This window comes from Halobacteriovorax sp. DA5 (genome assembly GCF_002903145.1).
In the GTDB taxonomy this organism is placed as follows: Bacteria; Bdellovibrionota; Bacteriovoracia; order Bacteriovoracales; family Bacteriovoracaceae; genus Halobacteriovorax_A.
Window position 1 is genome coordinate 228312 of the sequence record NZ_PPDJ01000009.1, and the last position, 25414, is coordinate 253725.

Annotated in this window: 22 protein-coding genes; 13 read left to right on the plus strand and 9 right to left on the minus strand. The window is 36.1% G+C overall.

The features are described 5' to 3' along the window. Entirely contained in the window at window positions 1-993 is a 993-nt protein-coding gene (locus C0Z22_RS13650) for a lysylphosphatidylglycerol synthase transmembrane domain-containing protein (RefSeq protein WP_103218925.1), read from the minus strand. Window positions 994-1073: 80 nt separating this feature from the next. Here C0Z22_RS13650 and C0Z22_RS13655 point away from each other — a divergent pair, with 80 nt between their 5' ends. The 3 genes from C0Z22_RS13655 to C0Z22_RS13665 all read left to right on the plus strand — a co-directional run bounded on the left by C0Z22_RS13655 (window position 1074) and on the right by C0Z22_RS13665 (window position 3472). Further along, complete coding sequence (locus C0Z22_RS13655; RefSeq protein ID WP_103218926.1) at window positions 1074-2387, plus strand: UDP-glucose/GDP-mannose dehydrogenase family protein; 1314 nt, start codon at window positions 1074-1076, stop codon at window positions 2385-2387. Beyond that, complete coding sequence (locus C0Z22_RS13660) at window positions 2387-3193, plus strand: nitrilase-related carbon-nitrogen hydrolase (RefSeq protein ID WP_103218927.1); 807 nt, start codon at window positions 2387-2389, stop codon at window positions 3191-3193. Before C0Z22_RS13655 ends, C0Z22_RS13660 begins: the two co-directional genes overlap by 1 nt. Window positions 3194-3289: 96 nt before the next feature. Next, window positions 3290-3472: a hypothetical protein gene (locus C0Z22_RS13665; protein WP_103218928.1), complete on the plus strand. Its 183-nt coding sequence runs from the start codon at window positions 3290-3292 to the stop codon at window positions 3470-3472. Between the two features lie 40 nt (window positions 3473-3512). Here C0Z22_RS13665 and C0Z22_RS13670 read toward each other — a convergent pair whose 3' ends face one another. Continuing rightward, window positions 3513-3767, minus strand: coding sequence for a NifU family protein (locus C0Z22_RS13670; protein WP_021266260.1), 255 nt, complete (start codon window positions 3765-3767; stop codon window positions 3513-3515). 1 nt (window position 3768) lies between these two features. After that, complete coding sequence (locus C0Z22_RS13675) at window positions 3769-4473, minus strand: RsmE family RNA methyltransferase (protein WP_103218929.1); 705 nt, start codon at window positions 4471-4473, stop codon at window positions 3769-3771. A gap of 61 nt (window positions 4474-4534) precedes the next feature. Here C0Z22_RS13675 and C0Z22_RS13680 point away from each other — a divergent pair, with 61 nt between their 5' ends. Beyond that, the gene (locus tag C0Z22_RS13680; RefSeq protein WP_146037907.1) at window positions 4535-5497 is read left to right on the plus strand and encodes a DEAD/DEAH box helicase; all 963 of its coding nucleotides are present in this window, start codon (window positions 4535-4537) and stop codon (window positions 5495-5497) included. Beyond that, complete coding sequence (locus tag C0Z22_RS13685; RefSeq protein ID WP_103218931.1) at window positions 5485-6282, plus strand: DNA repair protein RecO; 798 nt, start codon at window positions 5485-5487, stop codon at window positions 6280-6282. Before C0Z22_RS13680 ends, C0Z22_RS13685 begins: the two co-directional genes overlap by 13 nt. Here C0Z22_RS13685 and C0Z22_RS13690 read toward each other — a convergent pair. The 6 genes from C0Z22_RS13690 to C0Z22_RS13715 all read right to left on the minus strand — a co-directional run bounded on the left by C0Z22_RS13690 (window position 6277) and on the right by C0Z22_RS13715 (window position 11256). Then, window positions 6277-7164: a hypothetical protein gene (locus tag C0Z22_RS13690; protein WP_103218932.1), complete on the minus strand. Its 888-nt coding sequence runs from the start codon at window positions 7162-7164 to the stop codon at window positions 6277-6279. The genes C0Z22_RS13685 and C0Z22_RS13690 overlap by 6 nt on opposite strands. Continuing rightward, a complete protein-coding gene (locus C0Z22_RS13695) occupies window positions 7146-7577 on the minus strand; it encodes a FixH family protein (protein ID WP_103218933.1) in 432 nt (143 codons plus the stop codon). The genes C0Z22_RS13690 and C0Z22_RS13695 overlap by 19 nt, the downstream gene beginning before the upstream one ends. Then, window positions 7577-7954, minus strand: a complete 378-nt coding sequence (locus C0Z22_RS13700; RefSeq protein WP_103218934.1) for a hypothetical protein — start codon at window positions 7952-7954, stop codon at window positions 7577-7579. Before C0Z22_RS13700 ends, C0Z22_RS13695 begins: the two co-directional genes overlap by 1 nt. 2 nt (window positions 7955-7956) lie before the next feature. After that, window positions 7957-8478 carry a redoxin family protein gene (locus tag C0Z22_RS13705; RefSeq protein WP_103218935.1) on the minus strand — a complete coding sequence of 174 codons (522 nt, stop codon included), beginning with the start codon at window positions 8476-8478 and terminating at the stop codon, window positions 7957-7959. A gap of 64 nt (window positions 8479-8542) precedes the next feature. Beyond that, window positions 8543-8803 carry a GIY-YIG nuclease family protein gene (locus tag C0Z22_RS13710; RefSeq protein ID WP_103218936.1) on the minus strand — a complete coding sequence of 87 codons (261 nt, stop codon included), beginning with the start codon at window positions 8801-8803 and terminating at the stop codon, window positions 8543-8545. Beyond that, the gene (locus C0Z22_RS13715; protein WP_103218937.1) at window positions 8803-11256 is read right to left on the minus strand and encodes a U32 family peptidase; all 2454 of its coding nucleotides are present in this window, start codon (window positions 11254-11256) and stop codon (window positions 8803-8805) included. The genes C0Z22_RS13710 and C0Z22_RS13715 overlap by 1 nt, the downstream gene beginning before the upstream one ends. A gap of 315 nt (window positions 11257-11571) precedes the next feature. Here C0Z22_RS13715 and C0Z22_RS13720 point away from each other — a divergent pair, with 315 nt between their 5' ends. From C0Z22_RS13720 to C0Z22_RS13755, 8 genes are all read left to right on the plus strand, one after another. Next, on the plus strand, window positions 11572-12891 hold the full coding sequence (locus tag C0Z22_RS13720; RefSeq protein WP_304466325.1) for a glycine--tRNA ligase: 1320 nt from the start codon (window positions 11572-11574) through the stop codon (window positions 12889-12891). A 64-nt stretch (window positions 12892-12955) separates the two neighbouring features. Next, window positions 12956-15607, plus strand: a complete 2652-nt coding sequence (gene ppdK / locus C0Z22_RS13725) for a pyruvate, phosphate dikinase (RefSeq protein ID WP_103218938.1) — start codon at window positions 12956-12958, stop codon at window positions 15605-15607. Then, the gene (locus C0Z22_RS13730) at window positions 15607-16494 is read left to right on the plus strand and encodes a serine hydrolase (RefSeq protein WP_103218939.1); all 888 of its coding nucleotides are present in this window, start codon (window positions 15607-15609) and stop codon (window positions 16492-16494) included. Before ppdK ends, C0Z22_RS13730 begins: the two co-directional genes overlap by 1 nt. Before the next feature lie 86 nt (window positions 16495-16580). Further along, window positions 16581-18263 (plus strand): hypothetical protein, encoded by a 1683-nt coding sequence (locus tag C0Z22_RS13735; RefSeq protein ID WP_103218940.1) that lies wholly within the window; start codon window positions 16581-16583, stop codon window positions 18261-18263. 14 nt (window positions 18264-18277) lie between these two features. Then, window positions 18278-19609, plus strand: a complete 1332-nt coding sequence (locus C0Z22_RS13740) for a hypothetical protein (RefSeq protein WP_103218941.1) — start codon at window positions 18278-18280, stop codon at window positions 19607-19609. Further along, window positions 19573-22122 (plus strand): hypothetical protein, encoded by a 2550-nt coding sequence (locus tag C0Z22_RS13745; protein WP_146037908.1) that lies wholly within the window; start codon window positions 19573-19575, stop codon window positions 22120-22122. Before C0Z22_RS13740 ends, C0Z22_RS13745 begins: the two co-directional genes overlap by 37 nt. 73 nt (window positions 22123-22195) lie before the next feature. After that, window positions 22196-23620 carry a Mur ligase family protein gene (locus C0Z22_RS13750; RefSeq protein ID WP_103218943.1) on the plus strand — a complete coding sequence of 475 codons (1425 nt, stop codon included), beginning with the start codon at window positions 22196-22198 and terminating at the stop codon, window positions 23618-23620. Continuing rightward, on the plus strand, window positions 23604-25298 hold the full coding sequence (locus C0Z22_RS13755) for a hypothetical protein (protein ID WP_103218944.1): 1695 nt from the start codon (window positions 23604-23606) through the stop codon (window positions 25296-25298). Before C0Z22_RS13750 ends, C0Z22_RS13755 begins: the two co-directional genes overlap by 17 nt. Window positions 25299-25414 lie beyond the last annotated feature (116 nt).

Sequence of the window (25414 nt, forward strand, 5' to 3'; positions counted from 1 at the left end):
TTAATTTTCTTCAAGTGCTTCTGCTTCTTTGAAGGTGTGCTTCTTTTTCCAAAGAACGTATGGAATGACACCTAGAAGATTCACTGAAATTGCTACTAAGAAGTAGAGATTGAAAAATGAAGCACCTTTATCTTGTCCCAGTGCCTTAAAGAGCTCTTCAAAAACAAGGTGGCCAACACCTGCTCCTGCAGGAGATATTGGAATAGCTATTGAAATCAGCCCAATAGGGATAATACTAAAAAGTTGTTTAATTCCAATATTTGTATCTAGGAAAGAATGAACTAAACTCCAGAAAGCGCTAATTGCAAAGATGTGGACTATCACTGAGAGGCCAATTGATTTTAATATCACGCTTCGACTTTCACCAATTTTCCAAAACGTTTCAGTAATATTTGCAATCTTATCTCCAACAATTGGTAGAATTTTTATTAATTCAATGACATGTCTTTTAATTCTTACCGGCATAAAGAGTACTAAGACAAAACCAAGTGCACCAAGTAGAAGCATAATATTGAATGAAATGAGAGGTTTTACCTTTGGTGATAAAACGATCAGTTCCGAATAAAAATAAATCGAAGAGGAGCCACCGACAATTAAAAGGCCAATAAGGCCAATGATTCGATCAATAAGTGCAGTACTTAAAAGAAATGATCTTTTTAAATTTCGATCACAATCTCTAACATAGAGAAGTTTTAAGAAGTCACCAGTTACAACACCAGGGAGAAAAGTGGAAAAGAATTGTCCAATCAAATTAATTGGATAAATTTTCTTTATATGAATCTTTTCACTTTTTGTTTTAAGGAGAAGTGACCAGCGAAAAGCTGCAATAAATGAACCACACACTAACAGAGTAAATGAGATCAGGGCCCATGGACCATTTTCAAGTACTTTGTTTATTAGCCCAAGGTCAAGCTTGTCTGACTTTGCAAGCCATGTCAGGATAGCAATTGCGAAAACTACTTTGAGAATTGTCTGGAATGACGCCTTGAGCATACTGTTGAAGTCCTTATTTAGACTTAAAACTTAGCATAAAAGGTGCTAATCTAGTACCAATTTTTAAAAAGGATAAAAGCTTGAAAATTACAGTTATTGGAACAGGATATGTAGGTTTAGTAAGTGGAACTTGTTTTGCGGAAATCGGTCACAAGGTTACTTGTGTTGATATCGATGAAAATAAAGTTGCAATGATGAGACGTGGTGAATCACCAATTTTTGAACCAGGACTTAACGATCTACTAGAAAGAAATATTAAAGCAGAGAGACTAACTTTCTCAACAGGTCTTGAATCAGTAAAAGATTCTAAGTCGATCTTTCTTGCGGTTGGAACTCCTTCTGGAGATGATGGAAGTGCAAATCTTTCATATTTATTTCAAGCTGCTGAAGATGTAGCAAAAAATATTAGTGATGATGCAATCATTGTTATTAAATCAACAGTTCCAATTGGAACATGTGAAAAAGTAAAAGAGATTGTTGCAAAAAATACAGACAAAAAATTTCATATCGTAAATAACCCAGAGTTCTTAAAAGAAGGATCAGCAATTGAAGACTTCATGAGACCTGATCGTGTAGTTATCGGTCACAACGACCCGTACGCAGCGCAAGCTATGGAAGAGCTTTACGAGCCATTAGTAAAACAAGGTAACCCAATTTATATGATGTCTAATCTTTCAGCAGAGATGACAAAGTATGCGGCAAACTGTTTTCTAGCGACTAAGATTTCTTTCATTAATGACATTGCAAGACTTTGTGACACTCTTGGTGCAGACATCAATGAGGTTCGCCAAGGAATCTCAAGTGATCGAAGAATTGGACCACACTTCTTATATCCGGGCCCTGGTTATGGTGGATCATGTTTTCCAAAAGACGTGAAGGCCTTAATTTATACAGCTAAAGAACATGGGCATACTCTAAGAGTCATTGAATCAACTGAAGATGTAAATGATGAGCAAAAACTTTACATGGCAACAAAAATCAAAAAGCATTTTGGTGAAGACTTAAGTGGAAAAACTTTTGCATTTTGGGGTGTAGCATTTAAAGCAAATACTGATGATGTTCGTGAGTCTCCTGCAATTTATATGGCAAAGGACCTAATCGATGCTGGTGCAAAGATTCGTTTCTTCGATCCTGAAGGTGGACCAAACTTCATGAAAGCTGTGGATGAAAAGTATCACTCATCTATTGAGCAAGTAGCTAATAAGTATGACTGTTTAAGTGGATGTGACGCTATGGTTACTGTAACTGAATGGAGAGAATTCTCTACTCCCGACTTTACTGAAATCTCTTCGCGCTTAAATGGTAAAATCATCTTTGATGCAAGAAACTTATTTAAAACAGAAAAAGTTTTAGCGGAAGGATTCACTTACTACGCGATCGGAAAGAAAATTTAATGAATGAATTGGTTATCGCCAATATTCAAATTTCTTCATCTCTCGATTATCAATCGAATCTAAAAAAAATTAAAAAATACTTATCTCAGGCAAAAGAAGCGGGGGCCCAAGTGGCCTTCCTGCCTGAGTGTTTTTATTCAATCTCAAATGGCCGCATGCCAAGTCCATACCTTGTGGAGTGGGACAATGAACACTTTGATAACATCAGGCAATTGGCCATTGATTCTGGGCTCTTCCTTGTTGGGGGCTCTGTTGCTTTTAAAAGTAATACAGCTATTTATAATAAGGCCATTAACTTGGATCCTAAAGGTTGTGTTATTGGTAGCTACGACAAGTGCCATTTATTTTCTTGTGACATCACAACTGTAGATGAGCAGGGAAATGAGATTCATAAGAAAGTTAATGAAGCTGATATTTATACAGCAGGAAATGATCCTTTAATTATTGATATTCTTGGCTGGAAAATTGGTATCGCAATTTGTTTTGATCTTCGATATCCAAAGTTCCTTCAGTATTACTACGATAATAAGGTCGATCTGATTACTTTTGCTTCAGCGTTCACTGTTCCTACTGGAAAGGCACATTGGCATACTCTATTACGAGCTCGTTCAATTGAAGGACAGTGTTATGTCGTGGCCAGTGCACAGAGTGGTGAAAATAATCCTGGCATTCACACTTACGGACACTCCCTTGTTATTAACCCTTGGGGCGAGATTCTTTCTGATCAAAAAAATGAAGAAGGTGTGTCTATTGTAAGACTCAAAAAAGAGCAAATTCTTGAGGCCCGTTCAAGGGTCATTCTCTAATCTAAGTATTTAAATTTATTGAAAATTGAGTAGAATTTGGAGGTATTCCACATTTATCTGCCGATAAGTCTATATGATTAGATTAAGGAGGCAAATATGGAATTACTAGAGATTATACTCGTGACTACAGTCATGGCATTTGCCACCAGCGGAAGTATTATCCTTTCAGGATTAAGTTACTGGGAGACTGAGGATAGGGTGAGAAGATCAATTTCTCATGCAAATGAAGACTATGGAATGCGCGAGTCCGAATTAGAAGAACATACTAAAGTCGCTTAAACTTTAATAAGCTGATAGCTCCCGACTGGGAGCTATTTTTTTACATAAACGGATTATCACCCTTTGAGTGATCTGTAACATCCACAACTTCTACTATGTCTGGAAAGTTTTGCTTAACAAGTCTTGCAACACCATCTGTAAGCGTTGCTTGTGAAGCAGAACAACCCTGACAGCCACCAGTCATCTTTACATAGAGTTTATCATTATCGTAATCGATTAATTCGATATTACCACCGTGAGCAGCAAGAGCTGGTCTTACTTGTTCATCAAAAAGTTTTTCAATTTTTCTAAGCATATTATTTCCTATCCATTAATTGGTTTAAGTGGCCAAGGATTGCGATTGAGGCATTTTCAACTCTCATAATTGAAGGACCTATGCTGATCTCTTCAAAACCAAGATTTTTAAATTCATTTATTTCTTGGTTGGTCCATCCACGCTCTGGGCCTATGGCCAATTGTAATGGTCTTTCAATATCTATTTTAACATCTTTTAACTTTGTTGTGGCATAAGGTGAGAGAATAAATCGTTGAACACCTTTCGCTTCTATATCCTCATATTGATAAGTCTTCTTAAGAGTTGGAGCTTTATAGAAAACAGCAGACTGACTAACGCCAAGTTCTGATAGTTCTTGAAAGCGCTCATAAACTTTAGAAGTGAGATAGCTCTTATCACTTAAAATGGCCTTAAAAATATGAAAGTGACTTGCACCCATAGCACTACAGTGCTCAAACACTTTTTTCATTGTAGGAGGTCTTGAAGCTGCAATAATCAACTCAATTAGAAAGTGAAGCCCTTTTCTGACTTGCCCAATTTCTACTTCAACAATTCCATCGCTAATATTACTTACAGTAATAGTCGTTAGACCTTCTTCAAGAATTGTCCCTTTGAGTTCGTCGCCAACTTTTACTTTTACAATTTCAAGTAAATGCTTCGACTGTTCTTGTGTGAGAACAGCTTTTGAATCGTGAATTTGCTCTTTTCTAATTATGACAGAATTCATGTTCTTTAATTTTAATGAGTTATAGCTTTAACTCTTTTACCACTTCTTGCACCTCTTGGGTATGGATTTTAAAGCAACTTTGTCACAGATCGTCAATAGAGAGCATTCATTCACTTTATTTATGGCCCCTATGGGCTGGGGGAAAACAAGACTTATTTGGCAATTATTAGAGGACTTTGAAAGGATTATTATTGTCTCTCCGCTGCGTTCAATACTGGAAGATTTGAAGGAGAGGGACTGTGTTGTGAATAATATTTCTGACAAAGGAATCTTTTTAACGACAGTGGAGTCGCTTTCTCGGGATGATTTAGAGTTTGCTTTAAAATCCAACTCCTTGTTTGTGCTTGATGAATTTCATCTCTTTTACGAATGGGGAGAGTCTTTTCGTCCACGCTTGCTTGATTTTCTCTATCAAATCTCTTCCTCTGGAAATACAAAGGTGATTGGTTTAAGTGCGACAATCACTGACGAACTTTATGGAGTGATTGAAAGAGATGTTGAAAATAATTTTAGGCATTTTTGTTTTCTAAATATCGGAAATTTTCAAAAGAAAAATATGTATAAAAAGAAGAGGATGTTAATTAAGCCACTTCTTTTATTGAAGCTTATCTTTGAGCAGTTGTTCTTTGAGAGGGGACGAACAATTCTGTTTTGCTCGTCACGAAAAGAAGTCTTTTTTTGGAATAAGTTCTTTCAAAGATTAGGTGTTTCTTGTGATTATTGCGTGGGGGGAGAGGTTAAGGATTTTGTTGTCAGAGAGAATCAGGCACCCTCTGATTTAATTATTGCAACTAGCGCCTTAAGTCACGGGGTTAATTTACATGGAATAGAGAATATTTATATTAGTTATAAACCAAATGAATCGACAAATTTTCAAATGATAGGTCGCGGAGGACGATTTGGAGAGGAATTTCAATACATTGGAGCTCTTGAAAAGGGGAAGAAGTGGTGGGAAAGAATTCACTACAAGATATGTGATTATCTCTTTATAATGAGTCAGGATTTATTATTATGGTTGAATTAGAAGGCATTCTTATTAACAAAATTCCATATCAAGACAAACACTTGATTGGAAATTTACTCCTCAGAAACGGAAATAAAATTTCTGTGATGTTCTATGGTGGACAGGGAGGAGGAAAGAGGAAAGTATCTTCTATCTTGCAAGTTGGTTATCTTTTTAAAGTTGGCTTTGGCCGAGTTAAAAATAGTTTCGAAATACTGACTAGTAAGGATCATGTTGAAAAATGGTGTCATAAAAATATCTCACATAATCCAATGGCATTCTACCTTCTTTGTTTTTTCTGCGAACTTTGTCAGTCTTTTGCTCCACAGATTACGCACAAAGATGATCTTGATTTAAGTGAAAAAAGTCATGAAGGTATTTTTCGACTTCTTTCAAATGCAATCTTTCGCTTGGAAAGTCGAGTTACTGCTAGCGATTTTAATCCTAATCATGAACTATTTATTTTTCTAGTAAAGGCGATGGTCGAATTGGGGATTTTTCCTCGAACTGAAACATGCGCCGTCTCTGGTGTTGAAATTGGTGATAATGACTTTGTGTCACTCTCAATTGAACAAGGTGGCTTTATTCACTTCTCACATTTAAGTCTCGAAGAGCAACGATTGGTAAATGGGCAAGAGGGAAAGAGCCTTCGAAACGAAATGCTTAACGTAGCTGCAAGTAAGTATTCGGATTATAAAGTTAGTACACATATTCAAAAGTCGGATCTTAATCAATTAGTGAATTATATTTGCTACCATCAACACGTGCAGCGTGAACATTATAAGTCACTAAGCTTATTATTATAGATCTTCAAAAACTTTATATGTAAGTGAAATGGCCTTAGCTAAATTTGTATTCTTTGCAATATTTAAAATTGTTTCATCTGAGTAATTTAAGACAATAGAGCTTCTCGTAAACATATATGAGTAATTGAAACTCGTTGAAAGGTAGTATTTGTTTTCACCTTCGATGCCATCTATCTTAACGGCACTGTCTTGCCAATAAGTTAAAGAAGTTCCAAAGCGCATAGTTGCATTTGGATTATAACCAAATCCTAAGGAAGAAGAGTACCCAAAACCTGGCTCTACTTCTTTATTGTCTATCGTTCTTTTAAAACCGTAGTGACCTTCTAGTGTTAATGAATAATCGTATTCGTATACTACCTTAAAAAATGCAAAACCTAGAGTTGATTCAAAAACACCACGGCTTAGGGAGTCTGACAATAGAGGATCGTTATAGCTGTATATTGAATTACCATTTGGAATTAACTGTTTAAAGAATATAAAACCACGAGGCTTAATGAGATTATAAGTTAACTCCGGTAAGAACTCCCAAGTAAATTGAAAGCTTGGATCGACTATCTCTGTGGTACTCGTCCTTTGGGTTGGAGACTCAACTGTTCTTTTTTTGATTGGTATATCTAAGGCAAATTGAAAGTAGCTATCAATTAGATAACTGCCTTTTAAGGCGATTGTTTCTGTTACTTCATTTTTAGAATTAATATTATGAATCTTACCATCTACTCCGGCTTCACTTGTTACTGCTGAGTTGGCATAATTAATTTTTGCCTCCCATTGGTGATCACCAAGAATAATATTAGGTATATTTGCTCCGCCGCCACAGCATGAAGACGCATAAGTGCTAATAGTATAGAAAATTGTAAATAGAATTAAAGTGTAAGAGGCCATGATATAGAGTCGTATAAATTTCCGTTATCTTTTAATTGTAAGTGAAAATCCCAGAGGCCACCCATTGTGAAATAGATATCAGTAAGTTGATAAACTCCAGTAGCTATTCTCGTTACAGTAATTGGGTATGAGCCATGTCCCATATCTGGCATCCAGATGTAGGCAGAGAATTCACCTGCAGGATCTTTCAAGTTATTTGCTGAGTCTTTAAATGTAATTGTAAGTGTTGAACTATCGTAAACTATTGGGCCTTTATTCCACTGTCTCAAAATAGTTAAGGCCTCCGTATCAAAACGTATTTCGTTAGAAATATTATCAACTCCACTAACTAACTCTTTAAGACCACCGGAAAAGGGAGAATCTCCACAGCTTGTAAATAGTAAGAATAGAAGTGTAAGTGACAATAGTTTCATTACTTCTTAAGCTCCACATCAATAGCTGTAATGTCGCCGTCTAATTCAAAGCGAACTTGCCAGTAACCTTTCATATGTCCCATGAAGAACTTAGCATTTCCATTGATTATTGACTCTTCATTAAATGACCAATTGATTGCAGGCCCACCATGTTGATGCCCATTGGCCATCATCATCCATACATATACTTTTAAATCTTGCGGTGTCACTCTCTCTAGTGAATCTTTATCAAAGACAACGGCTTCAAATGTAGATGGTTTTCCATCAAAAGGCCCATTAGTCCATTCAAGATCAACACATAAGTTTTGAGATTCTATTTGGTAAGGACATGCAACAATTGAAGCTGTCATAAGTAGTGTAATTAGTGTCTTAATCATATTTACCTCGCGATATAGCAACCAAGTGCTTTTGATTCTTTATATGGTAGCTCTTTATTATTTTTGAGTGCAGTTAGCACATCATTTAAATAAAATTTCGTCGATAATTCAGGGCTTCTCTTATTTGTCACAGCTCCTTGATAGATAACTTCTTCTTTCTCATTTAATAAGAAAATATGTGGGGTCTTTAATGCATTCATCTTATTTGCAAACTTAAGATCCTGATCGATAAAGATTGGAAAGTTAATTTTGAATTGATCAAAGTACTCAAGGGCCTTCTTTTTACTTATATGCTTGTTAGAGCTAAAACCAATAAATTCAATATTATTGAACTTTTTTGCAAGAGAGTTTATGTAATCAAATTGTTTTTGGGAGCAAGGACAGCTTGGTGAAAGAAAAATAAGAACTTTCTTATTTTTAGTTCGAGAAATTTGTTTCTCTTTATGTGTTGATAAGTCGTAGCGAACTTCTGTGAATGCCCCAAAAGTTATACTTGAGAAGATAAATGCAATTAGTAATTTCATATGTGATATTTATAAAATCTCTAATTGAAGTACAAGAATTCAATACCCTAGTAGGTATTAATATTTACGATTTCTTGATTAATGTCAGTTTTTGGGGACGTGTTAATTTTTTTATTTGGGCTTCTCGTTTACTCGCACTTGAGCGGTCAGGGTGCTCTTCTGTGAAACGAATTTTTTTAGGAGGGTTTGCTTTAGTGAACTTTGCTCCTTTCGGATCATTTTTGTGTTCTTCAAATCGGCGCTCTACATCAGTTGTAATACCTGTGTAGAGCTTTCCATTTTGAGTTTCTATAATATAGACAAACCACTTGTTGGCTTTTGCCATTAATTCTTTCTCGCTTGATAAGTATCTTCTTTCATTAGCATCCCTGTACCAATTCCGTACTTTTCCTGAGTGCCTAACATTGATTTTAACTCATTCGTTGAAATCTTTCCATTGAAGAAATTTAGATAACCTTCAAGTTTACTCTTAAGTTTGTCATCGTGCTCATTTAAAAGTTCAATTCTAAACTGTGAGACACCTTTTGCAATTAACTCATCAATTAAGTCAGTTGAGCTTTGTGCAATAGCATTGAACATTGTATTTCGACACTCTTGATCGGCTTTAATAAAGTGCATATTTCCAAATTGATCTTTAAGTTCTACATGATGTTTTTCACAAGGCTTCCCACAGTCCTTAAACGAAGAACCTTCTGATAAGAATGCTGCATACACACAGTGTTCCATGTGAAAGCTTGGCATATACTGATGAATATTAACTTCAATCTTTCCAGCATCAGTATTGGTAAGAAGATTTTCTAGTTGTTTTGCATTTAAGTCATATGATGAAGTTAATGTTTCAAAACCTTTATCAAGTAAATAATTTGCTGTTTGAGAGTTTGCAACGTTAAGAGAGAAATCTCCTTTCAATTGAACATCTGTCTTTGATCTTAAATATTGATACGACCCTAGATTTCGACAAAGGATAAAATCCGGATCCAATCGAGTCAGAACATTTAAATGATGGTATTCTTTAGGTTTTAAAATTCTATTAGTCGCAACACCAACTTGGCAGTTTGGTAGTTGTTTAAGAAGCTCTAATGAGGGCTTATAGTCTTTTCCAAATTCAAAATCTAAAGTAATTAGAAGTCTTTCAAAATCACAGTTTTTCAATACTTCGTATGCTTGCTTAACCTGATCAAAATCTCTAAGAAGAAAGTTTAGTGTGATCTCGTTTTCTGAAACTTCTTTTTTAGATAGTTTAAATGATTGCGATTTTGGTGCTTTGACACTAACTCTTTGACTATTCAATTCTTCAATAGCTTCTTGTCTTAATTTCTTAAGTGCCTTTGAGTGAATGAAAGGAGACTTACCATTTGTTTTTAAATCGAATTTTGAAACAGAATAAATAGTACGCGAAAGTGCACAAGCATCTTTTTCAACTTTCTCAAGATCAGCTGGTTTTCTCGCTTCTTCTACTAAGTCATCACTTTGTCTAATAACTTTGTATTGGCCATCTGTAATAATATAAGTAAGCTTTTCTCCTGCATTTGCTAGCAGTGTTACTTCAACAGGTATACGCTTTTGCTTATTAATATCGCTAATTAGAGACTCGCTCTCTTTTGCAACCTTTGGGTCAGAGTTTAGGTAGATATCCATACCTGGGCGAACTTGCTTCCATTTAAAATCATGAGCAAGAGAAAGGCTAACTCGTTTTCCTTTTCTTTTTACACTAAAAATAGATGAGCCAATTTCAATACCTTTATTGTCATCACAAATTGCAACGCCCATTCCATTTTCTAATTCGCGATCAGTGTCGATTTCTAAATATGGAGGATCAACTCTCTTGATCTTACCAAGTTCAATTCCTCGGTGAGCTCCGTAGTTACCTTTTACTAGTTGTTGATGGTCAACACCATGAAGCCAACCAGAAAACAGGCCACGTGAATAAGTAAGTGCCATATTATCTATTTCTTTTTGACTTACTTCTTTCCCTTCAAGTTTTGCTTTAAAAGCACCTGCTGCTGTCGACACATATGCAGGACCTTTAAGACGGCCTTCAATTTTAAAAGAGTCAATGCCCATGTCTTGAAGTTCGTTAACTTCTTCAATTCCACAAAGATCTTGAGGAGACACAAGATAGCTCATTTTACGGCCATGTTTCGTGAGGTCTTCTTTTTTACCATCCACAAACATTTCATAAGAGAAGCGACAGCTCTGTGCACATTGACCACGGTTGGCCGAACGTCCGCCGATACTTTCTGAAGTAAAGCACTGGCCAGAGTAGGCAACACACAGCGCCCCGTGAGTGAAGACTTCAAGCTCTCGCTCAGTATTTGCTCGAATTTCTTTTATTTCAGGAATTGAGTTTTCGCGTCCTAGTACGAAGCGTTTGATATCAAGATCTTCTAAGAAAGTGATGTGATCATGATTTGTCACAGTCATTTGAGTTGAGCCGTGTATTACTTGATCTGGATAAATTTGGCGAACAAGATTTGCAAGGCCAATATCTTGAATGATTAGAGCATCGGGACCTAATACCACCACTTCATTTAATCTTTCGATGGCATCTGTTATCTCTTCTTCAAATATTAAAATATTAAACGCCACGTGAACCTTAACTCCATAGAGGTGGCACATGTCGATCATCTCTTTTAGTTCACCAACTGAGTGGTCGTGAGTTCTTCCACGGGCATTGAAGCCAGGCATTCCTACATAGATGGCGTCCGCACCACCGTGAATTGCTGCTAAGCACATTTGCATATTGCCCACTGGGGCGAGAATTTCTGATTTTTTCATGACCTGCTTTTAGCACGAGCGCAAAAAGTATGCGATATCAAATCGTGATTTCAGTAATTTATATATAGATAATCGCCATATTTATCTGAATTTTGGAGCTAGATCATTGGATTATAATTATCGCTAATTACTTGCATGAACTGTTATTAGCTTTTGCTTATATTTGACTGAAAAATCACGGTTTTTGAACAAAAAATGACGCATAAGTTAGTAATATTACAAAAAGGTGGCGTTTACCTTAATGGGAAAATAATTAGCCGATTGGTGAATGAGTGGGTATACTTTGTGCAATTATTTACCATAGTAGGGGGCATTGTGTCAGAAAGTAATATTAAGGACATGCAGCAAATTGTTAGTCTAGCTAAACGCCGTGGATTTATTTTCCAAAGTTCGGAAATTTATGGCGGTCTATCTTCTTGTTGGGATTACGGCCCATACGGAATTGAGTTAAAAAGAAACTTAAAGAATAAGTGGTGGAAGGCCATGACTTTACGTTCAGATATCGTTGGTGTTGATGCTTCAATTTTCATGCACCCAATGGTTTGGAAAGCTTCTGGTCACGTTGATGGTTTCAACGATCCAATGGTTGACTGTAAAGCATGTAAGTCTCGTTTCCGCGAAGATAAAATTGATACATCAGCTCCTTGTCAAAACTGTGGTGCTGTTGGTGAGTTCACTGAGCCACGTGATTTTAACCTAATGTTTAATACACAAATGGGGCCAGTTGAAGATTCATCTTCAAAAGTATACCTAAGACCTGAAACGGCTCAGGGGATTTTCGTAAACTTTCTAAATGTTCAATCAACAATGAGAAAGAAGCTTCCATTTGGTATTGCTCAAATTGGTAAAGCTTTCAGAAACGAAATTACTCCAGGTAACTTCATTTTTAGAACTCGTGAGTTTGAACAAATGGAGATGCAATATTTCATTAAGCCAGGAACTCAAGCTGAGGCAATGGAGCAGTGGAAAGAAATTCGTTGGAATTGGCACTTATCAAATGGTCTGCGTCCAGAAAACTTAAGATGGCATCCACACTTAGGTGATGAGCTTGCTCACTACGCGGATGCTGCAGAAGATATTGAATATAAATTCCCACATGGTTGGGATGAGATGGAAGGTATCCACTCAAGAACAGACTTTGACCTTCGCCAACACGAAGAGTTTTCAGGAAAGAACTTAAAGTACACAGATCTACTTGATGGAAATAAGAAATTCCTTCCTTACGTTCTTGAAACATCTGTTGGTTGTGATCGTTCACTACTAGCGATTCTATGTGATGCTTTTAGAATTGAAAATGAAGGTGATAAAGAGAATGAAAGAGTTGTAATGAAATTCCACCCTTCTCTTGCTCCTGTTAAAGTTGCTGTTCTTCCACTAACGAAGAAATTAGATGAGCCAGCAACAAAATTATTTAATGAACTCCAACAAGAGTTTGCAGCTGAATATGATGTGGCAGGTTCAATTGGAAAGCGCTACCGTCGTCAAGATGAAATTGGTACTCCATTCTGTATCACTTTTGACTTTGACTCTTTAGATGATAACGCTGTTACGATTCGTGATCGCGATTCAATGAATCAAGAGCGAATCGCACTAGATCAAGTTAAGAATTATTTAAGAGATAGAATCTACATTTAAAATAAATTTTTTGAAGGGCCACAAGTTCGTGGCCTTTTTTCTATACTAAGCAAGGAGCGCAGTTATGAGTAAATGGGTTTACTCGTTTTCAAAGGAAAAAACTGAAGGTAATAGAAGCATGAAAAATCTTCTAGGTGGTAAAGGTGCCAACCTGGCTGAAATGTCTGCTCTTGGATTACCAGTCCCTCCAGGTTTTACAGTTACAACTGAAGCCTGTATCGATTATCAAAAAGCTAATAAAATAAATGAAGAAATTAAGGCCCAAGTTATTGAGTCTTTAAAGCTTGTTGAGCTTTCAACAGAGAAAACTTTCGGTGGTGGAGACAATCCTTTACTATTTTCTGTTCGCTCTGGAGCAAGAGTTTCGATGCCAGGAATGATGGATACGGTTCTAAACTTAGGACTTAATGACGAAACTGTTGAGGCCCTTGCCAAGAAGTCTGGTAACGAGAGATTTGCTTGGGACTCATATAGAAGATTCATTCAAATGTATGCAAACGTTGTTATGGGAATGAGCCACTCACTCTTAGAATCTACTCTTGAAGATTTAAAAGAAGCAAAGGGCGTTGATTCTGATACAAAGTTAGATGCAAAAGATTTTAAAAAATTAGTAAAAGTCTATAAGCAAATTATTGCACAAGAAACAGGAAAGGCTTTTCCTACTGATCCAATGGAACAACTATGGCTAGCAATTGAAGCAGTCTTTGGTTCATGGAATAACCCAAGAGCTATCAAGTACCGTCAGCTTAATAATATTCCAGGAGACTGGGGAACTGCTGTAAACGTACAGGCCATGGTTTTTGGAAATATGGGTGATGATTGTGCAACAGGTGTTTGCTTCACTCGTGATCCTTCTACTGGGGATAAGAAGTTCTTTGGTGAATACCTTGTAAATGCTCAAGGGGAAGATGTTGTTGCGGGAATTAGAACTCCTGCTCCAATTAACGAGTGTTCAAAGAATGATTCAAATAGAAATGAAAAAACACTTGAAGAATATATGCCTAAGGCGTTTGCTGAATTAACGGAACTTTATCAGCAACTAGAAAAGCATTACAAAGATATGCAGGATATCGAGTTTACGATTGAAGCAGATAAACTATATCTTCTTCAAACTCGTAATGGAAAAAGAACTGCAGCAGCTGCATTAAAGATTGCTGTTGATCTTGAGAAAGAAGGAATTGTGACGAAGGAAGAAGCGATTATGCAAATCGATCCTGAAGCACTTAACCAACTTCTTCACCCGAGACTTGATCCAGATGCAACAAAGAATATTATTGCAAAAGGTCTTCCTGCTTCTCCAGGAGCGGGTGCAGGTAAGATTGTATTTCACTCAGACGATGCCACTAGTATGCACGAAAATGGTGTGAAGGTTATTCTTGTTCGCCAAGAAACTTCTCCTGAAGATATTGCTGGAATGGCAGCCGCTCAGGCGATCTTAACTGCTCGTGGTGGGATGACTTCACATGCGGCCGTAGTTGCTCGTGGTATGGGGAAGCCTTGTGTTGCTGGATGTTCTGACATTCTCGTTGATAGTAAGAATCGCACGATGATGATTGGCGATAAGAAATATGTTGAAGGTGACTTCATCACACTTGATGGTGGAACAGGTGAAGTTATAGAGGGTGAGGTTCCAACACTTGATGCTGAAATCAATGCAGATTTCGCTGAGTTTATGACTTGGGCAGATGAGATTAGAACACTTAGAGTTCGTACTAATGCTGATAACCCAGAAGACAGTGAAACGGCCGTTAAATTTGGTGCAGAAGGGATTGGACTTTGTCGTACGGAACATATGTTCTTTGAGCCAGAGAGAATCCTTGCCGTTCGTGAGATGATTTTCGCTGATTCAACAATTCAAAGAGAAAGAGCACTTGCAAAACTTCTTCCTTATCAGAAAGAAGACTTCAAAGGAATATTCAAGGCCCTTGATGGTATGCCTGTTAATATCAGACTTCTTGATCCACCTCTACACGAGTTCTTACCTCACTCAGATGAAGAGAAAAAAGAACTTGCTGAGTATATTGATGTTGAAGTTAAAACAATTGAAGATGGCTGTGAAAGACTTCACGAGTTCAACCCAATGCTTGGACACCGTGGTTGTCGTTTAGGAATTACATATCCAGAAATCTATACAATGCAGGTAACTGCTATCACTCAAGCAGCTCTTGAGTCTATTGCTGAAGGTGTTGATGTTAGACCTGAGATTATGATTCCTCTTGTTGCAACAGCAAAAGAACTATCAATCTTAAGAGAAATTCTTGTTGAAACAATTAATAAGACAAAAGGTGATAAAGAGTTCAAATACAAACTTGGAACAATGATTGAGCTTCCTCGTGCTGCTATTACTGCTGCTGAGATTGCAAATCATGCAGACTTCTTTTCGTTTGGTACAAATGACTTAACACAAACAACTTTTGGACTTTCTCGTGATGATGCTGGACGTTTCTTAACTGAATATATTTCAAAATCAGTTCTTCCAAATGATCCATTTGTTTCTCTTGATCAAGAAGGTGTTGGTTATCTTGTTAAGTTTGCAACAGAGCAAGGTAGAAGTGCCAATAAAGATATTCACGTTGGAATATGCGGAGAGCATGGTGGTGAGCCACAATCAATCGACTTCTGTCATAGAATTGGATTAGACTATGTTTCTTGTTCTCCTTACCGAGTTCCTATCGCTCGTCTTGCAGCAGCACAGGCCGTGATTCGCAACAAGTAATGTCGATTACAGAATTAACAAACAAAATAAAAGCAGAGTTTGGCAGTTATAATTTTAACTGCCTTGCTTTTGCTTATATTGACTTCAAAAAAAGTACGTATGAAACATTTTCTTTTTTTGAAAATCCATTTTTAAAAGGTCAAAAGGTTTATTTTGATTTGGCCTCTCTGACAAAGCCTCTTACGCTTGGTTTTGCTTATTTAAATAAACCAGAGCTATTCTCTGAAGATATGAAGCTTCTTTTAAATCATCGTGGTGGTTTGAATTCTTGGGGTAGACTCTCTGTCGATACTTGGAGAGAACAAATTCTTTCTTATGAGATTAAAGAGAGTGAAACTCTTTATTCTGATTTTGGCGCTCTAAGACTTCAACTTGAAATCGAAAAGGAGCAAGGGCTTTACGAACTTGTTTCAACAATGTGGGATGAAGAAATAAAGCATTGGCTTGATATCGAAGATGAGATCTGTGTGCCAACGGGGCGTCGAAACCGAGATATCATTGATGGGGAAGTTCACGATGATAATGCTTTCGTTATTGCGCAGAAAGTTTCACATGCAGGGCTCTTTGGAACCATTGATGGCGTTTGCCGAACACTTCTAAGAGTAAATAATGATTATCAATTAATTAATAAAACAAATCGTGAAAGTGATCATCGATTTATTAATGGTTGGGATAGCGTGACAAATCCTGAAACATCTCTTGCAGGTATTTATTCCAATAAAGATACTTTTGGTCATCTTGGTTTTACAGGTACTTCAATTTGGATTGAGCCACACTCGCAAAAAGGAGTGGTGATCTTATCGAATGAAGTCATTAAGTATTGGTATGACCGCCAGAAATTAAGTGAAATCAGGAAGGAAATCGCAAATAATTTCTTTTCTAAGTAGCTGAATTTACAGTTCCTCTTATAGCTTCAATTAAGAAATTCTTAATAATTGCCGATAAATATCAAGTATTTTATCGGAGATGAATAATGGGGCTCGTCCTTAAGCGCATTCAATTATTATTTTTAGTATTTTCATTCTTACTAATGTCTTGTCAGCAAAAAGATCGATCGATCTCAAGTGTCGATGGTGAGATTAGTAATCAACCTGCTCTTTACTTAAATTCTGTTACAGAGGTGTCTGACCTATTTGACCGTAACTTAGAAGAGCTAGTTGCACATTACAATGTAAACTTACAAAAGAGAGTTTATGATTCGAGTGAAACAAGGGCCGTCTTAATTTCACTAGACTCTATGGATTTACCTGAAGGTCAAGCATTTGCAATTGATACATCTATTGAAGAAAATGGTGTTCATGTTTTAAAAGTTATTCGTTCAACAAATAATGAAGCAATCACTAAATCTTCAAAGAGTCTTTTATTTAACTTTCTATCTGAAATTAATGAGAAAAAGAATATCGTAAATATCTATTCATTCTTTGAAATTGCACATAATGCTAAAAATGGAGACCTTCGTGCAAAGATCGCTTTAGAAGAATTAAAAATTAAGGCATTAGGTGATTCAGCGCTTTACGATGAAGATCGTAAAACGATCGAAGAAGGAATCTCTCAGCTTGAAAGTGATTTTAAAGTTGTGAAAAAAGAAATGAAGGCGAAAGAGACAGCGCGAAAAAATGCAATGGCCGCGCTGGATAAAGCTGCTGAAAATCATCAGCTTAAAGCACTTATTCAAAGTAATGACCGAAAAGGTGTTGCAGATCTTCTTGAAAAATATCTTCCCTGGGAGCAAATGACTCCTATTGAAGATTCGTATTGGAATCATATTCTTAAGCGCATGCGAAACCCTATTGAAGCCAAAGATAAGGTTCTAGTATATCGTGGAACTTATGGAGATCGACTTTTTCCACAAATCGTAAATGGTCAAGAGCTAGAATATGAGGATGCTGTTAAGCAAGCAAACCTTGGCTCAATGTCGACAATTCTTACAAGAAATCAAGGGACTTATAACCGTAGGCTTCGTTCTTTACAGACGATGTATGGTAAGAAGATTGCTTCAAACCCAAGTAATGCAGACTCTAAATTTGTCGAAACTGCTCGTTTAACGACAATGCTTAAACAACACTCAATTGAAGCGCAAGGAAGCCCATTCCTTTCTTTCACTTCAAACTTTGATACTGGATATACATTTGGTTTTTCTATTGCAGATGATAAGACTGTGGCCGATGCAAAAGGTGCTATGGGGGCTTTCCTAATCGATCCAGAGCTTCTGATTTTTAATCAAATGTCTGGTTTTAAGTCTGAAATGGAATACCTTGCTCCACTAATTACTTTCCCAGATGAAATGGTTGGATTCTTTGATGAAGATTATATGGAGAAGACAAATCGCGAGGCGATTAAAGACTCACTTCATGACGGTCTTAGAAAAGAAATGATTAGGATTTATGGAGATGCTCAAGGGCCTAGTATCGCTGACGAGATTCTGTCTCGCTCAAGTGAGTTCAATGAATATGATAAGGCATACCTAGTTCCAAAGTTGAAATCAAACTTAACAGGATCGGCAGAAGGTAATGTTGGAGTTGCCAAGAAGATTAGTAATTTCTTTAGTAACTTAAAAAATAAATTTTCTTCTTCAAGTAAGGGGAAAGTAAAAGTGATTGATGAAATGCCTAAGATTAATAATTGTTTATACGCTATTAAGAGCTTCTTACAATAATAAAAGAGGAATACATGCATAAGAAAGCATTTGGTTTACTTTCCGTCTTACTACTCACTCTCACTGTTTTAACACAGTATACTCAGGTCGATCGCTCTGAATATTCGTATTTTAGTACGAGAGCTCCTGCATCTGTTGCAGATATGGAGAGGCTAGAGACTTTATTAGCAGTTGATAAACTTGATTACTATATCGGCGAGTACGTTAATAATTTTGGAAAGAAGATTGATGGGGAATCATTAGATGTTCTTAAAAAAGTTGAGCTTGATTATATCGTCGATAAATATTCAAGCGATTCAAGAATATTTGATGCAAAAAATTATGATGCAATCATTTATGATATTCTAAAAGATCGATTAGGTAAGAAGCCTTCTGGGACAAAAACAAGCTATGAATGGGGTTATAACTTCTTTAAGAATAAGCTTAATGAAGGTTTTACTCTTCTAGATTCTAAGATTAAACCAAAAGATGATTCAGCTGTTACTAAAGTAGAGCCGCGATCAGAATTCACTCTTCCTGATCAAGGAATTAAAAATGGTGAATTAACTCTAGATGCGGATCACTATATTTCTAATCGAACAACACGTGCTGTATTTTGGGAAGCTGTTGAAAGTAATCGCGATGTAGAATTTCACCTTGAGAACTCAAGAGAATTTTTAAAAAATCTTCAGGCAAATGGTGGTCAGATATTAAAGGAAATCCGTCCTTTTGCTAATAATTATAATAAAATTTATGCTGTTCAATATCCTGGAGAATCAACTTATCGCTACGCTATCACGGCCATTGGTGGGAAAGATCGCCTTAATCACTTAATGTTACAATTTGGACTTTCTAAAAGAGGTCACACTGTAACTAATAAGGTGAGAATCTTTGGTGATCTGGATGAGACTCACAAAATGATGGAGGATGAGTTATCAGGTATTTTTAGACATTTACCAAAATCTGAAAGAGTCATCATTGGTCAAAAGGGTGCTATTGAGAGGACGTTTGAAACGTTATGGAAAGTACGTGCACTTAAAAATCTTTACGAAGACGAGCCTGATTTGGTGCTTTCACATATTTCGGATAAATTGAAAGACTCCTTTAAAGCGTTAATGGCTGATGGTGATATTAAGAAATACGATATTTTTAAAAATAAAAAAGATGTCGAAACAGCTTATACGAAATTAGAAAAGACAATTAAGGCCAAGGGGATAGAACCTTTTGAGTTTAAGAAATATGACTATGATAACTATGTTATCTCAATGTCTGATCTTGTCTTTAAAAATTCTGAAGGTGAAGACGTTGTTTGGCGTGTTGTTGCTAACAGTTGGGGGATGAGATCTCTCCACTTGCTAAGGCCTTAAAGAATACTGGACATAAGAATATAACATATATCGGTACTGCGGGAGCGTTTCCTGATAAAGGCTATAGTGTTGGTGATCTTGTGATTCCTTCACATACTCGTTTAGACGGAGAAAGCAAAAAACTTCGTGGAACGATTATGGATATTGATGGTGCTAAAGTCGGTGGTACTGTTGATCATGTTTATTCTCCTTTTATTGAAACAAATGAGTGGTTAACAGAGAGTTCTAGTCATTCAGATTTTGTTGAAGTTGAAGTAAGTCACTTAAGAAAAATTCTTAATGGTCAAGATGATGATCTCCAAGCTTATCTTCTAATTTCAGATGTTTTAAATTCTGAAGGTGAAACACTCGCATCTGCCACTGGTGCAAAAAGAAGAAATTCATTGAATAAACTTCTCTATGCAATGCTTGATAGAGACAAAGTAGGTATTCCTCAAGGAGTAAATACTGCTGATAACCACATTGGAATATTGAGAAGTACAATTGATAAAGTACTAGGGAATAAGGCAAATACATTAAAGTATTATGTCTTTTCAATGCTAAAGGATAATAAGAATGTTTCTGAAGCAGAGATTCAGGCCGTAGTCGATTCAGTTGATAACTTTAGTGATAATTACTTTACAAAGAGAATTACTGAATCATCTGAAGTTTCAGGCTATGTTTTAAGAAAGCTTGAAGAGTTTGGGCATATGCCAAAGATTTCTATCGATAAGAAATTTGTTGATGGTAAGTGGCATCCTAAAACAGATAAGATTATTATCAACGTTCATGCTGATACAGATGCTATTGTTGAGCAATATAAAGAAGTTGTTGCTGACTTAGAAAAAGAAATTAGTAAGGTTTCAAAGTTTTGTGAAATCAATTTTATAAGAGGACCTCCATCTGAGGAATTTGTTACAATTCCAAAATACGTAGGTCTTGACAGTGACTTCCTTGTAAATCTTTATTCTCAGTCCGCATTTAAGCAAGCTGGTCTTGATGCACAAGTTACTTATAATGGTAATTTAAAATTTAATTTCCTACCTACTGTTAATAACTCAGATGTTTGTGTTGATGATAAATTCTGTCACTTATCATTTTTTAAACCAGACCAATCAACAAAAGATCTTTTAGTCGATTTTGATACACATGCAAAATTTAAAGCACAATTTGATAAAGATCCTGTTTATATTTTTAATGAATACATTAAGTCAGCTAACTTACAAGGAAATGCTAAAAACTACAGATATGAAGTTGTAGTTGAAAAGAATGCTACACTTGAAGATGGAAAGCTTGCTGAAATTGTTCCAGATGTTGATCCTGAAAAAGGGCTTCTAATAAAGGTACGTTTTACAGAGGAAGGATATAAGAATCCTCTGGTTATTTTAGAAGAGGCTATGCATGTGGAGCAAATTACACGCAATGGCGACTTCTTGAAACATCCGGTATTTTGGGCCGAAGCAGCTTTAAATGCAAAGCATGGATCAATGCGTTCTCGTGAGTTTTTAGCACGTGCAGAAGTAGATGCTATGGATAAGCTAACTAATATGATGAGAGGCTACTTCCAAGGAAGTGCTGATGAAGCACTTTCTAAAATTGAGCAATATGCAAATACGAGAAAAGAACACGCGTCTAAAATTGTAAATAACCTTAAGAAGAAAGTGCGTTCTGAAAAGACTGTTCGAAATGGTTTGGCCAAACAATGGAAAGAACTTCATAAAGCACTTGAGGCGCAAGATCTCAAGTTAGATGATTATATTTCTTCAGGTAATCGTAAGAAAGTGGCAGAACTTATTGAAGCTTATATGCCATGGGAACAAATGGAGCCAACTGAGATTGCAGCTTGGCAAAGATGGTTAAAAGAAATTGAAAATCCAAGTGATGACTTCTTTGTGAGCTTTAGAGGCCTAGGAGATGATCTTGTTCGAGAATCAGATGATGGTGGACACTTCCTTATGGCCAAAATGCTAACTAAGAATCAGGGAAGTTATACGAGAAGGCTTCGTTCTTTAAAAACTTTCTTTGATAAAAAAATTAGTAAAAAGTCAGGTCAATATATGCCAGTTGAATTTCAATCGTTGGCCGCAGTATTTAAAGGGCATAGTGTTGAGCCTTTAGGTTCTCCATTTTTATCAGGCTCAGTCCTATCTGTAGCAGATAGTTTTGCTAGTGAATTTAAAGGGCAAAATATAGCCGCACTAAAGATGTCTAATAATAGGAGCTTATTAAATCTTGTTTCAAATTATAATGAGCTAGAAGAGATGATTCCACTGATTGTCTTTCCTGATGAGATTATTTCAATTGAACCTGCTGGAGATCTTGAAGCAATTCAGGATGCTGTTGAGGAAAAGATTGGACGCCAACTCAAACCAACTGAATTAGAAAGAATTGCGGTACAGTCCGATGATAATGAAGATTTCAAAGTTAAAGCGGTGCTTGAGTGGTGGAATCAAATTAACCCGGATGGTATTACATCTGCAAACTCAACTAAGACATGTAAGGATGTAATTAAAATGTTCCTATCTCAACAGTAATTGATTAATTACAAATATTTACCCTTACCCTTTGTCCGAAAAACGGTTAAAATTGACGGATAAAGGGTAAGTTATGAATTTAGAAAATTATAAAGATATAAATGCACTTTCTGCATTAACAGAATCAAATAAATTTAAAAAAGTATTCTTTTACCGCATTTGTGGGACGGGAATGGGAGCAGCAGCTTGTTTACTAAAAGAAGCAGGCTTTGAAGTAGCTGGTGCGGATCGTATGTTTTACCCACCAATGAGTACCTATCTAGATAACTCGGGTATTGATGTCTATAAATTTGAAGAACATAATATTGAAGAAGTAATTAAAGATTTTGATCTAATTGTTGTAGGTAATGTCGTTGCAAGAAACTCTGATGATGCAAAATTTATTGAAGAATCAGGAATTCCTTTTTGTTCATTTCCGGCCGCTATTGGAGCACTCGTTTTAAAAGATAAAACTGTTGTTGGTATTTCGGGGACGCACGGTAAGACGACAACTACATACTTCGGTGTTCAACTTTTTGAAAAGTTGGGAATGGAGCCGGGCTACCTTATCGGTGGTGTTATGGACGAGCGCCCACCTGCAAGAGTTGGAAGAGGGGATTACTTCTTTATTGAATCGGATGAGTACGATTCGGCATACTTTGAAAAATTCTCAAAATTTCGCTCTTACTATATTAATAAATTAATTATTACATCTCTTGAGTTCGACCATGCAGATATTTTTGAATCAATTGAAGATATAAAAAATGAGTTTAAAGCAATTCTTCCTAGTGTGGACGAAGTAATTGCATGCTCTGAATGGAAAAGTATTAACGATCTTAAGGTTACGGATAAGTCTTGGTCAGAATATGATCGTGATAATGTGAAAATAATCAATGTCGATAATGGTTTAACGACATTTTCTATGAAATGTTCTTTGGGTGATCACGAATTCAAAACAAATCTAATGGGACATCATAATATTTTAAATTTAGCTTCTGTTATTATCGTTGCCTTAAAAGCTGGGAAAAAGCCTGAAGAGATTCAAGCAGGAATACTAGATCTAAGAATGGTTCAAAGAAGGCAAGAAGTTAAGGGGATATATAACGAGTCTCCGATAATCGATGATTTTGCACACCATCCAACAGCTGTTTTGGAAACACTACATGCTATTTCATTAAAATATCCAGGTAAGAAGATACATGCTTATTTAGAGCCAGGCTCAGCAACAGCTCGAAGTGACCTATTTCAAGAGCGCTTTGCTGATTCTTTAAAACAGGCTGCCAGTGCAACGATTATCAAACCATCTCGTCCGACGACGGCCAAAGGGCAGGGGGATTTAGATGTTGATAAGTTACAATCAGACTTAGAGAAAAGCGGAATTAGAACAAATGTTGTCACTGAGCTAGAGCCTTTAATTTCTTTAATTAAAGAAAATAGTAACGGGCAAAGTGTTCAATTAGTTATGAGCAATAGTTCTTGTCTCGGTTTATGGAGTAGTGAGTTTGTTAAAGCACTTTAAAACAACTCTTCCATTTTTAATCGCTTTTACAAGTTTTTCAAATCAGTTTGTTCAAGCAAAAGAAATTAGTGATGCTCAAGTTATTAATGAGTATATGAAACTTCATCGCGCCCAGTATAAAGCGACATGCTCAATGAAGATATATAATGAGTCACAAAAGCTTTATAAAAACTTTTTAGGTAATGGTATTTTTATTCCGTTCAAACTAAATGGTGAACTTGATGAAGCTACGATTAAAGAATATCTCCCATTAATGCAAAAGAAACGTGAGTGGATTAAGGGTGTTAATAAACGTCTTTCAAAAATGCGTTCGTTTAGAAATGTTCTTTCGCGAAATCGTGAAATTCAAAATCAGTTTGAAAAGGCCATGCGCCACAATTATAAATATCGCTATATAAAAGACTTAAAAACTAAATCATTAGTCGCTTTAAAATCAAAGAACGAGATAAAAAAATTTCTAACAGATCTTGAAGTATATTTAAATAGTCTTTTCTTTCTACAGTCATTCAGCTTTCCCGTTGATCATCTTCACCTAAGAAGTGAATACGATAAAGTGAAAGATATAGAGACAGCAGAAGGTAAGCAGAAGTCAAACTCTGCTTATTTGTTAAGGAAGATCGTTGAAGATGGGAGTGTTGACCCTAAAAAAGGTCGATCTGATCTAAGCTTACGGTCACTAATTGATTCAGTTTATTTACGTATTGTTGGTTTTGATAAGCCATTTTTAACGGAAGACCTCCGTTATGATATTTCGGATTTAATTTCTCGTCTTGATGGCGTTTTAAGACAAGGTTATAAGAAAACTTTTGCTAGAACAAATTATTGGCAAAAGAAAATCATTGAACGAGAGGATTACTACGTTGATCTTTTAAATAAGAGTAAAACGAAAGATGATATCTTAAAGAAAATTTTCGAAGATAAGAATCAAGCACGTTATGCTTTAAGTAAGTATATCTATGATAAAGAAGCATTAGTTTATAAGTTTTGGAAAAGACAAAAAGAAATTTATCGCAAGCTATATGCACTTGAGACGATTCTCATTCATGAAGTTGGTCGCCTTGACGATAGTTACGGAAGTGAAAGAAGAGATGTTGCTAAGGTTGTAATCAATCGTGTTGATAATCCTGGCTATAATACTATTGAAAGTGACGAGCCTTTCTATCAGTCACTATTAGATGCTGGAGTTAAGGACACACAAAAGTATCCTTGGTTAAATGTACTTTTTAAAAGGGGACAATTCTCTTTTACTTACTTTTTTATTCCTGCATCTAAAGGAATCTTTTGTCCTGATCAATCAAAGTCTGCTCGCAAACTAATGCGTAAGAACTTGAAAATGATTTTAGATGAGTTACATAACCCTGATAAAGATTTCAAAGCTACTCGCTATTTTTCGAGAGCATCAATGCTGGGAAGAATGGATATGTCATCACTATGGGATGAATATTCAAGCATGGAAGAAAGGCCTGGGCCTTTAATTCATAATACGACAAGATTAAATACTCTACTGAATCGTAAGAACTTGAACTTCTTGTATTCATTTAAAGATAGTGGCGAGCAAACATATGATGTTTATCGCTATAAAAATAATGTTTATGTACATTCTGCGAGGACTGGTAAATTCTACCAATATCGTAATCCTCATTATTTCAAATACTTCGTAAAGAACGATGATTACTAATTTTTATTGAGTATAAACTATTGAAAATAGTGCCTTAAACTAGTTGTTAAAACGTGCTAATAGAAGTATATTCATTCAATTATTAGTGTATTAATTATTTATAGCTAGGAGATGAG

Coding starts and splice junctions, on each gene's coding strand:
- C0Z22_RS13650 (WP_103218925.1), bottom strand. CDS start 993: ATGCTCAAGGCGTCATTCCAGACAATTCTCAAAGTAGTTTTCGCAATT.
- C0Z22_RS13660 (WP_103218927.1), top strand. CDS start 2,387: ATGAATGAATTGGTTATCGCCAATATTCAAATTTCTTCATCTCTCGAT.
- C0Z22_RS13665 (WP_103218928.1), top strand. CDS start 3,290: ATGGAATTACTAGAGATTATACTCGTGACTACAGTCATGGCATTTGCC.
- C0Z22_RS13670 (WP_021266260.1), bottom strand. CDS start 3,767: ATGCTTAGAAAAATTGAAAAACTTTTTGATGAACAAGTAAGACCAGCT.
- C0Z22_RS13675 (WP_103218929.1), bottom strand. CDS start 4,473: ATGAATTCTGTCATAATTAGAAAAGAGCAAATTCACGATTCAAAAGCT.
- C0Z22_RS13680 (WP_146037907.1), top strand. CDS start 4,535: ATGGATTTTAAAGCAACTTTGTCACAGATCGTCAATAGAGAGCATTCA.
- C0Z22_RS13685 (WP_103218931.1), top strand. CDS start 5,485: ATGGTTGAATTAGAAGGCATTCTTATTAACAAAATTCCATATCAAGAC.
- C0Z22_RS13690 (WP_103218932.1), bottom strand. CDS start 7,164: ATGGCCTCTTACACTTTAATTCTATTTACAATTTTCTATACTATTAGC.
- C0Z22_RS13695 (WP_103218933.1), bottom strand. CDS start 7,577: ATGAAACTATTGTCACTTACACTTCTATTCTTACTATTTACAAGCTGT.
- C0Z22_RS13700 (WP_103218934.1), bottom strand. CDS start 7,954: ATGATTAAGACACTAATTACACTACTTATGACAGCTTCAATTGTTGCA.
- C0Z22_RS13705 (WP_103218935.1), bottom strand. CDS start 8,478: ATGAAATTACTAATTGCATTTATCTTCTCAAGTATAACTTTTGGGGCA.
- C0Z22_RS13710 (WP_103218936.1), bottom strand. CDS start 8,803: ATGGCAAAAGCCAACAAGTGGTTTGTCTATATTATAGAAACTCAAAAT.
- C0Z22_RS13715 (WP_103218937.1), bottom strand. CDS start 11,256: ATGAAAAAATCAGAAATTCTCGCCCCAGTGGGCAATATGCAAATGTGC.
- ppdK (WP_103218938.1), top strand. CDS start 12,956: ATGAGTAAATGGGTTTACTCGTTTTCAAAGGAAAAAACTGAAGGTAAT.
- C0Z22_RS13730 (WP_103218939.1), top strand. CDS start 15,607: ATGTCGATTACAGAATTAACAAACAAAATAAAAGCAGAGTTTGGCAGT.
- C0Z22_RS13735 (WP_103218940.1), top strand. CDS start 16,581: ATGGGGCTCGTCCTTAAGCGCATTCAATTATTATTTTTAGTATTTTCA.
- C0Z22_RS13740 (WP_103218941.1), top strand. CDS start 18,278: ATGCATAAGAAAGCATTTGGTTTACTTTCCGTCTTACTACTCACTCTC.
- C0Z22_RS13750 (WP_103218943.1), top strand. CDS start 22,196: ATGAATTTAGAAAATTATAAAGATATAAATGCACTTTCTGCATTAACA.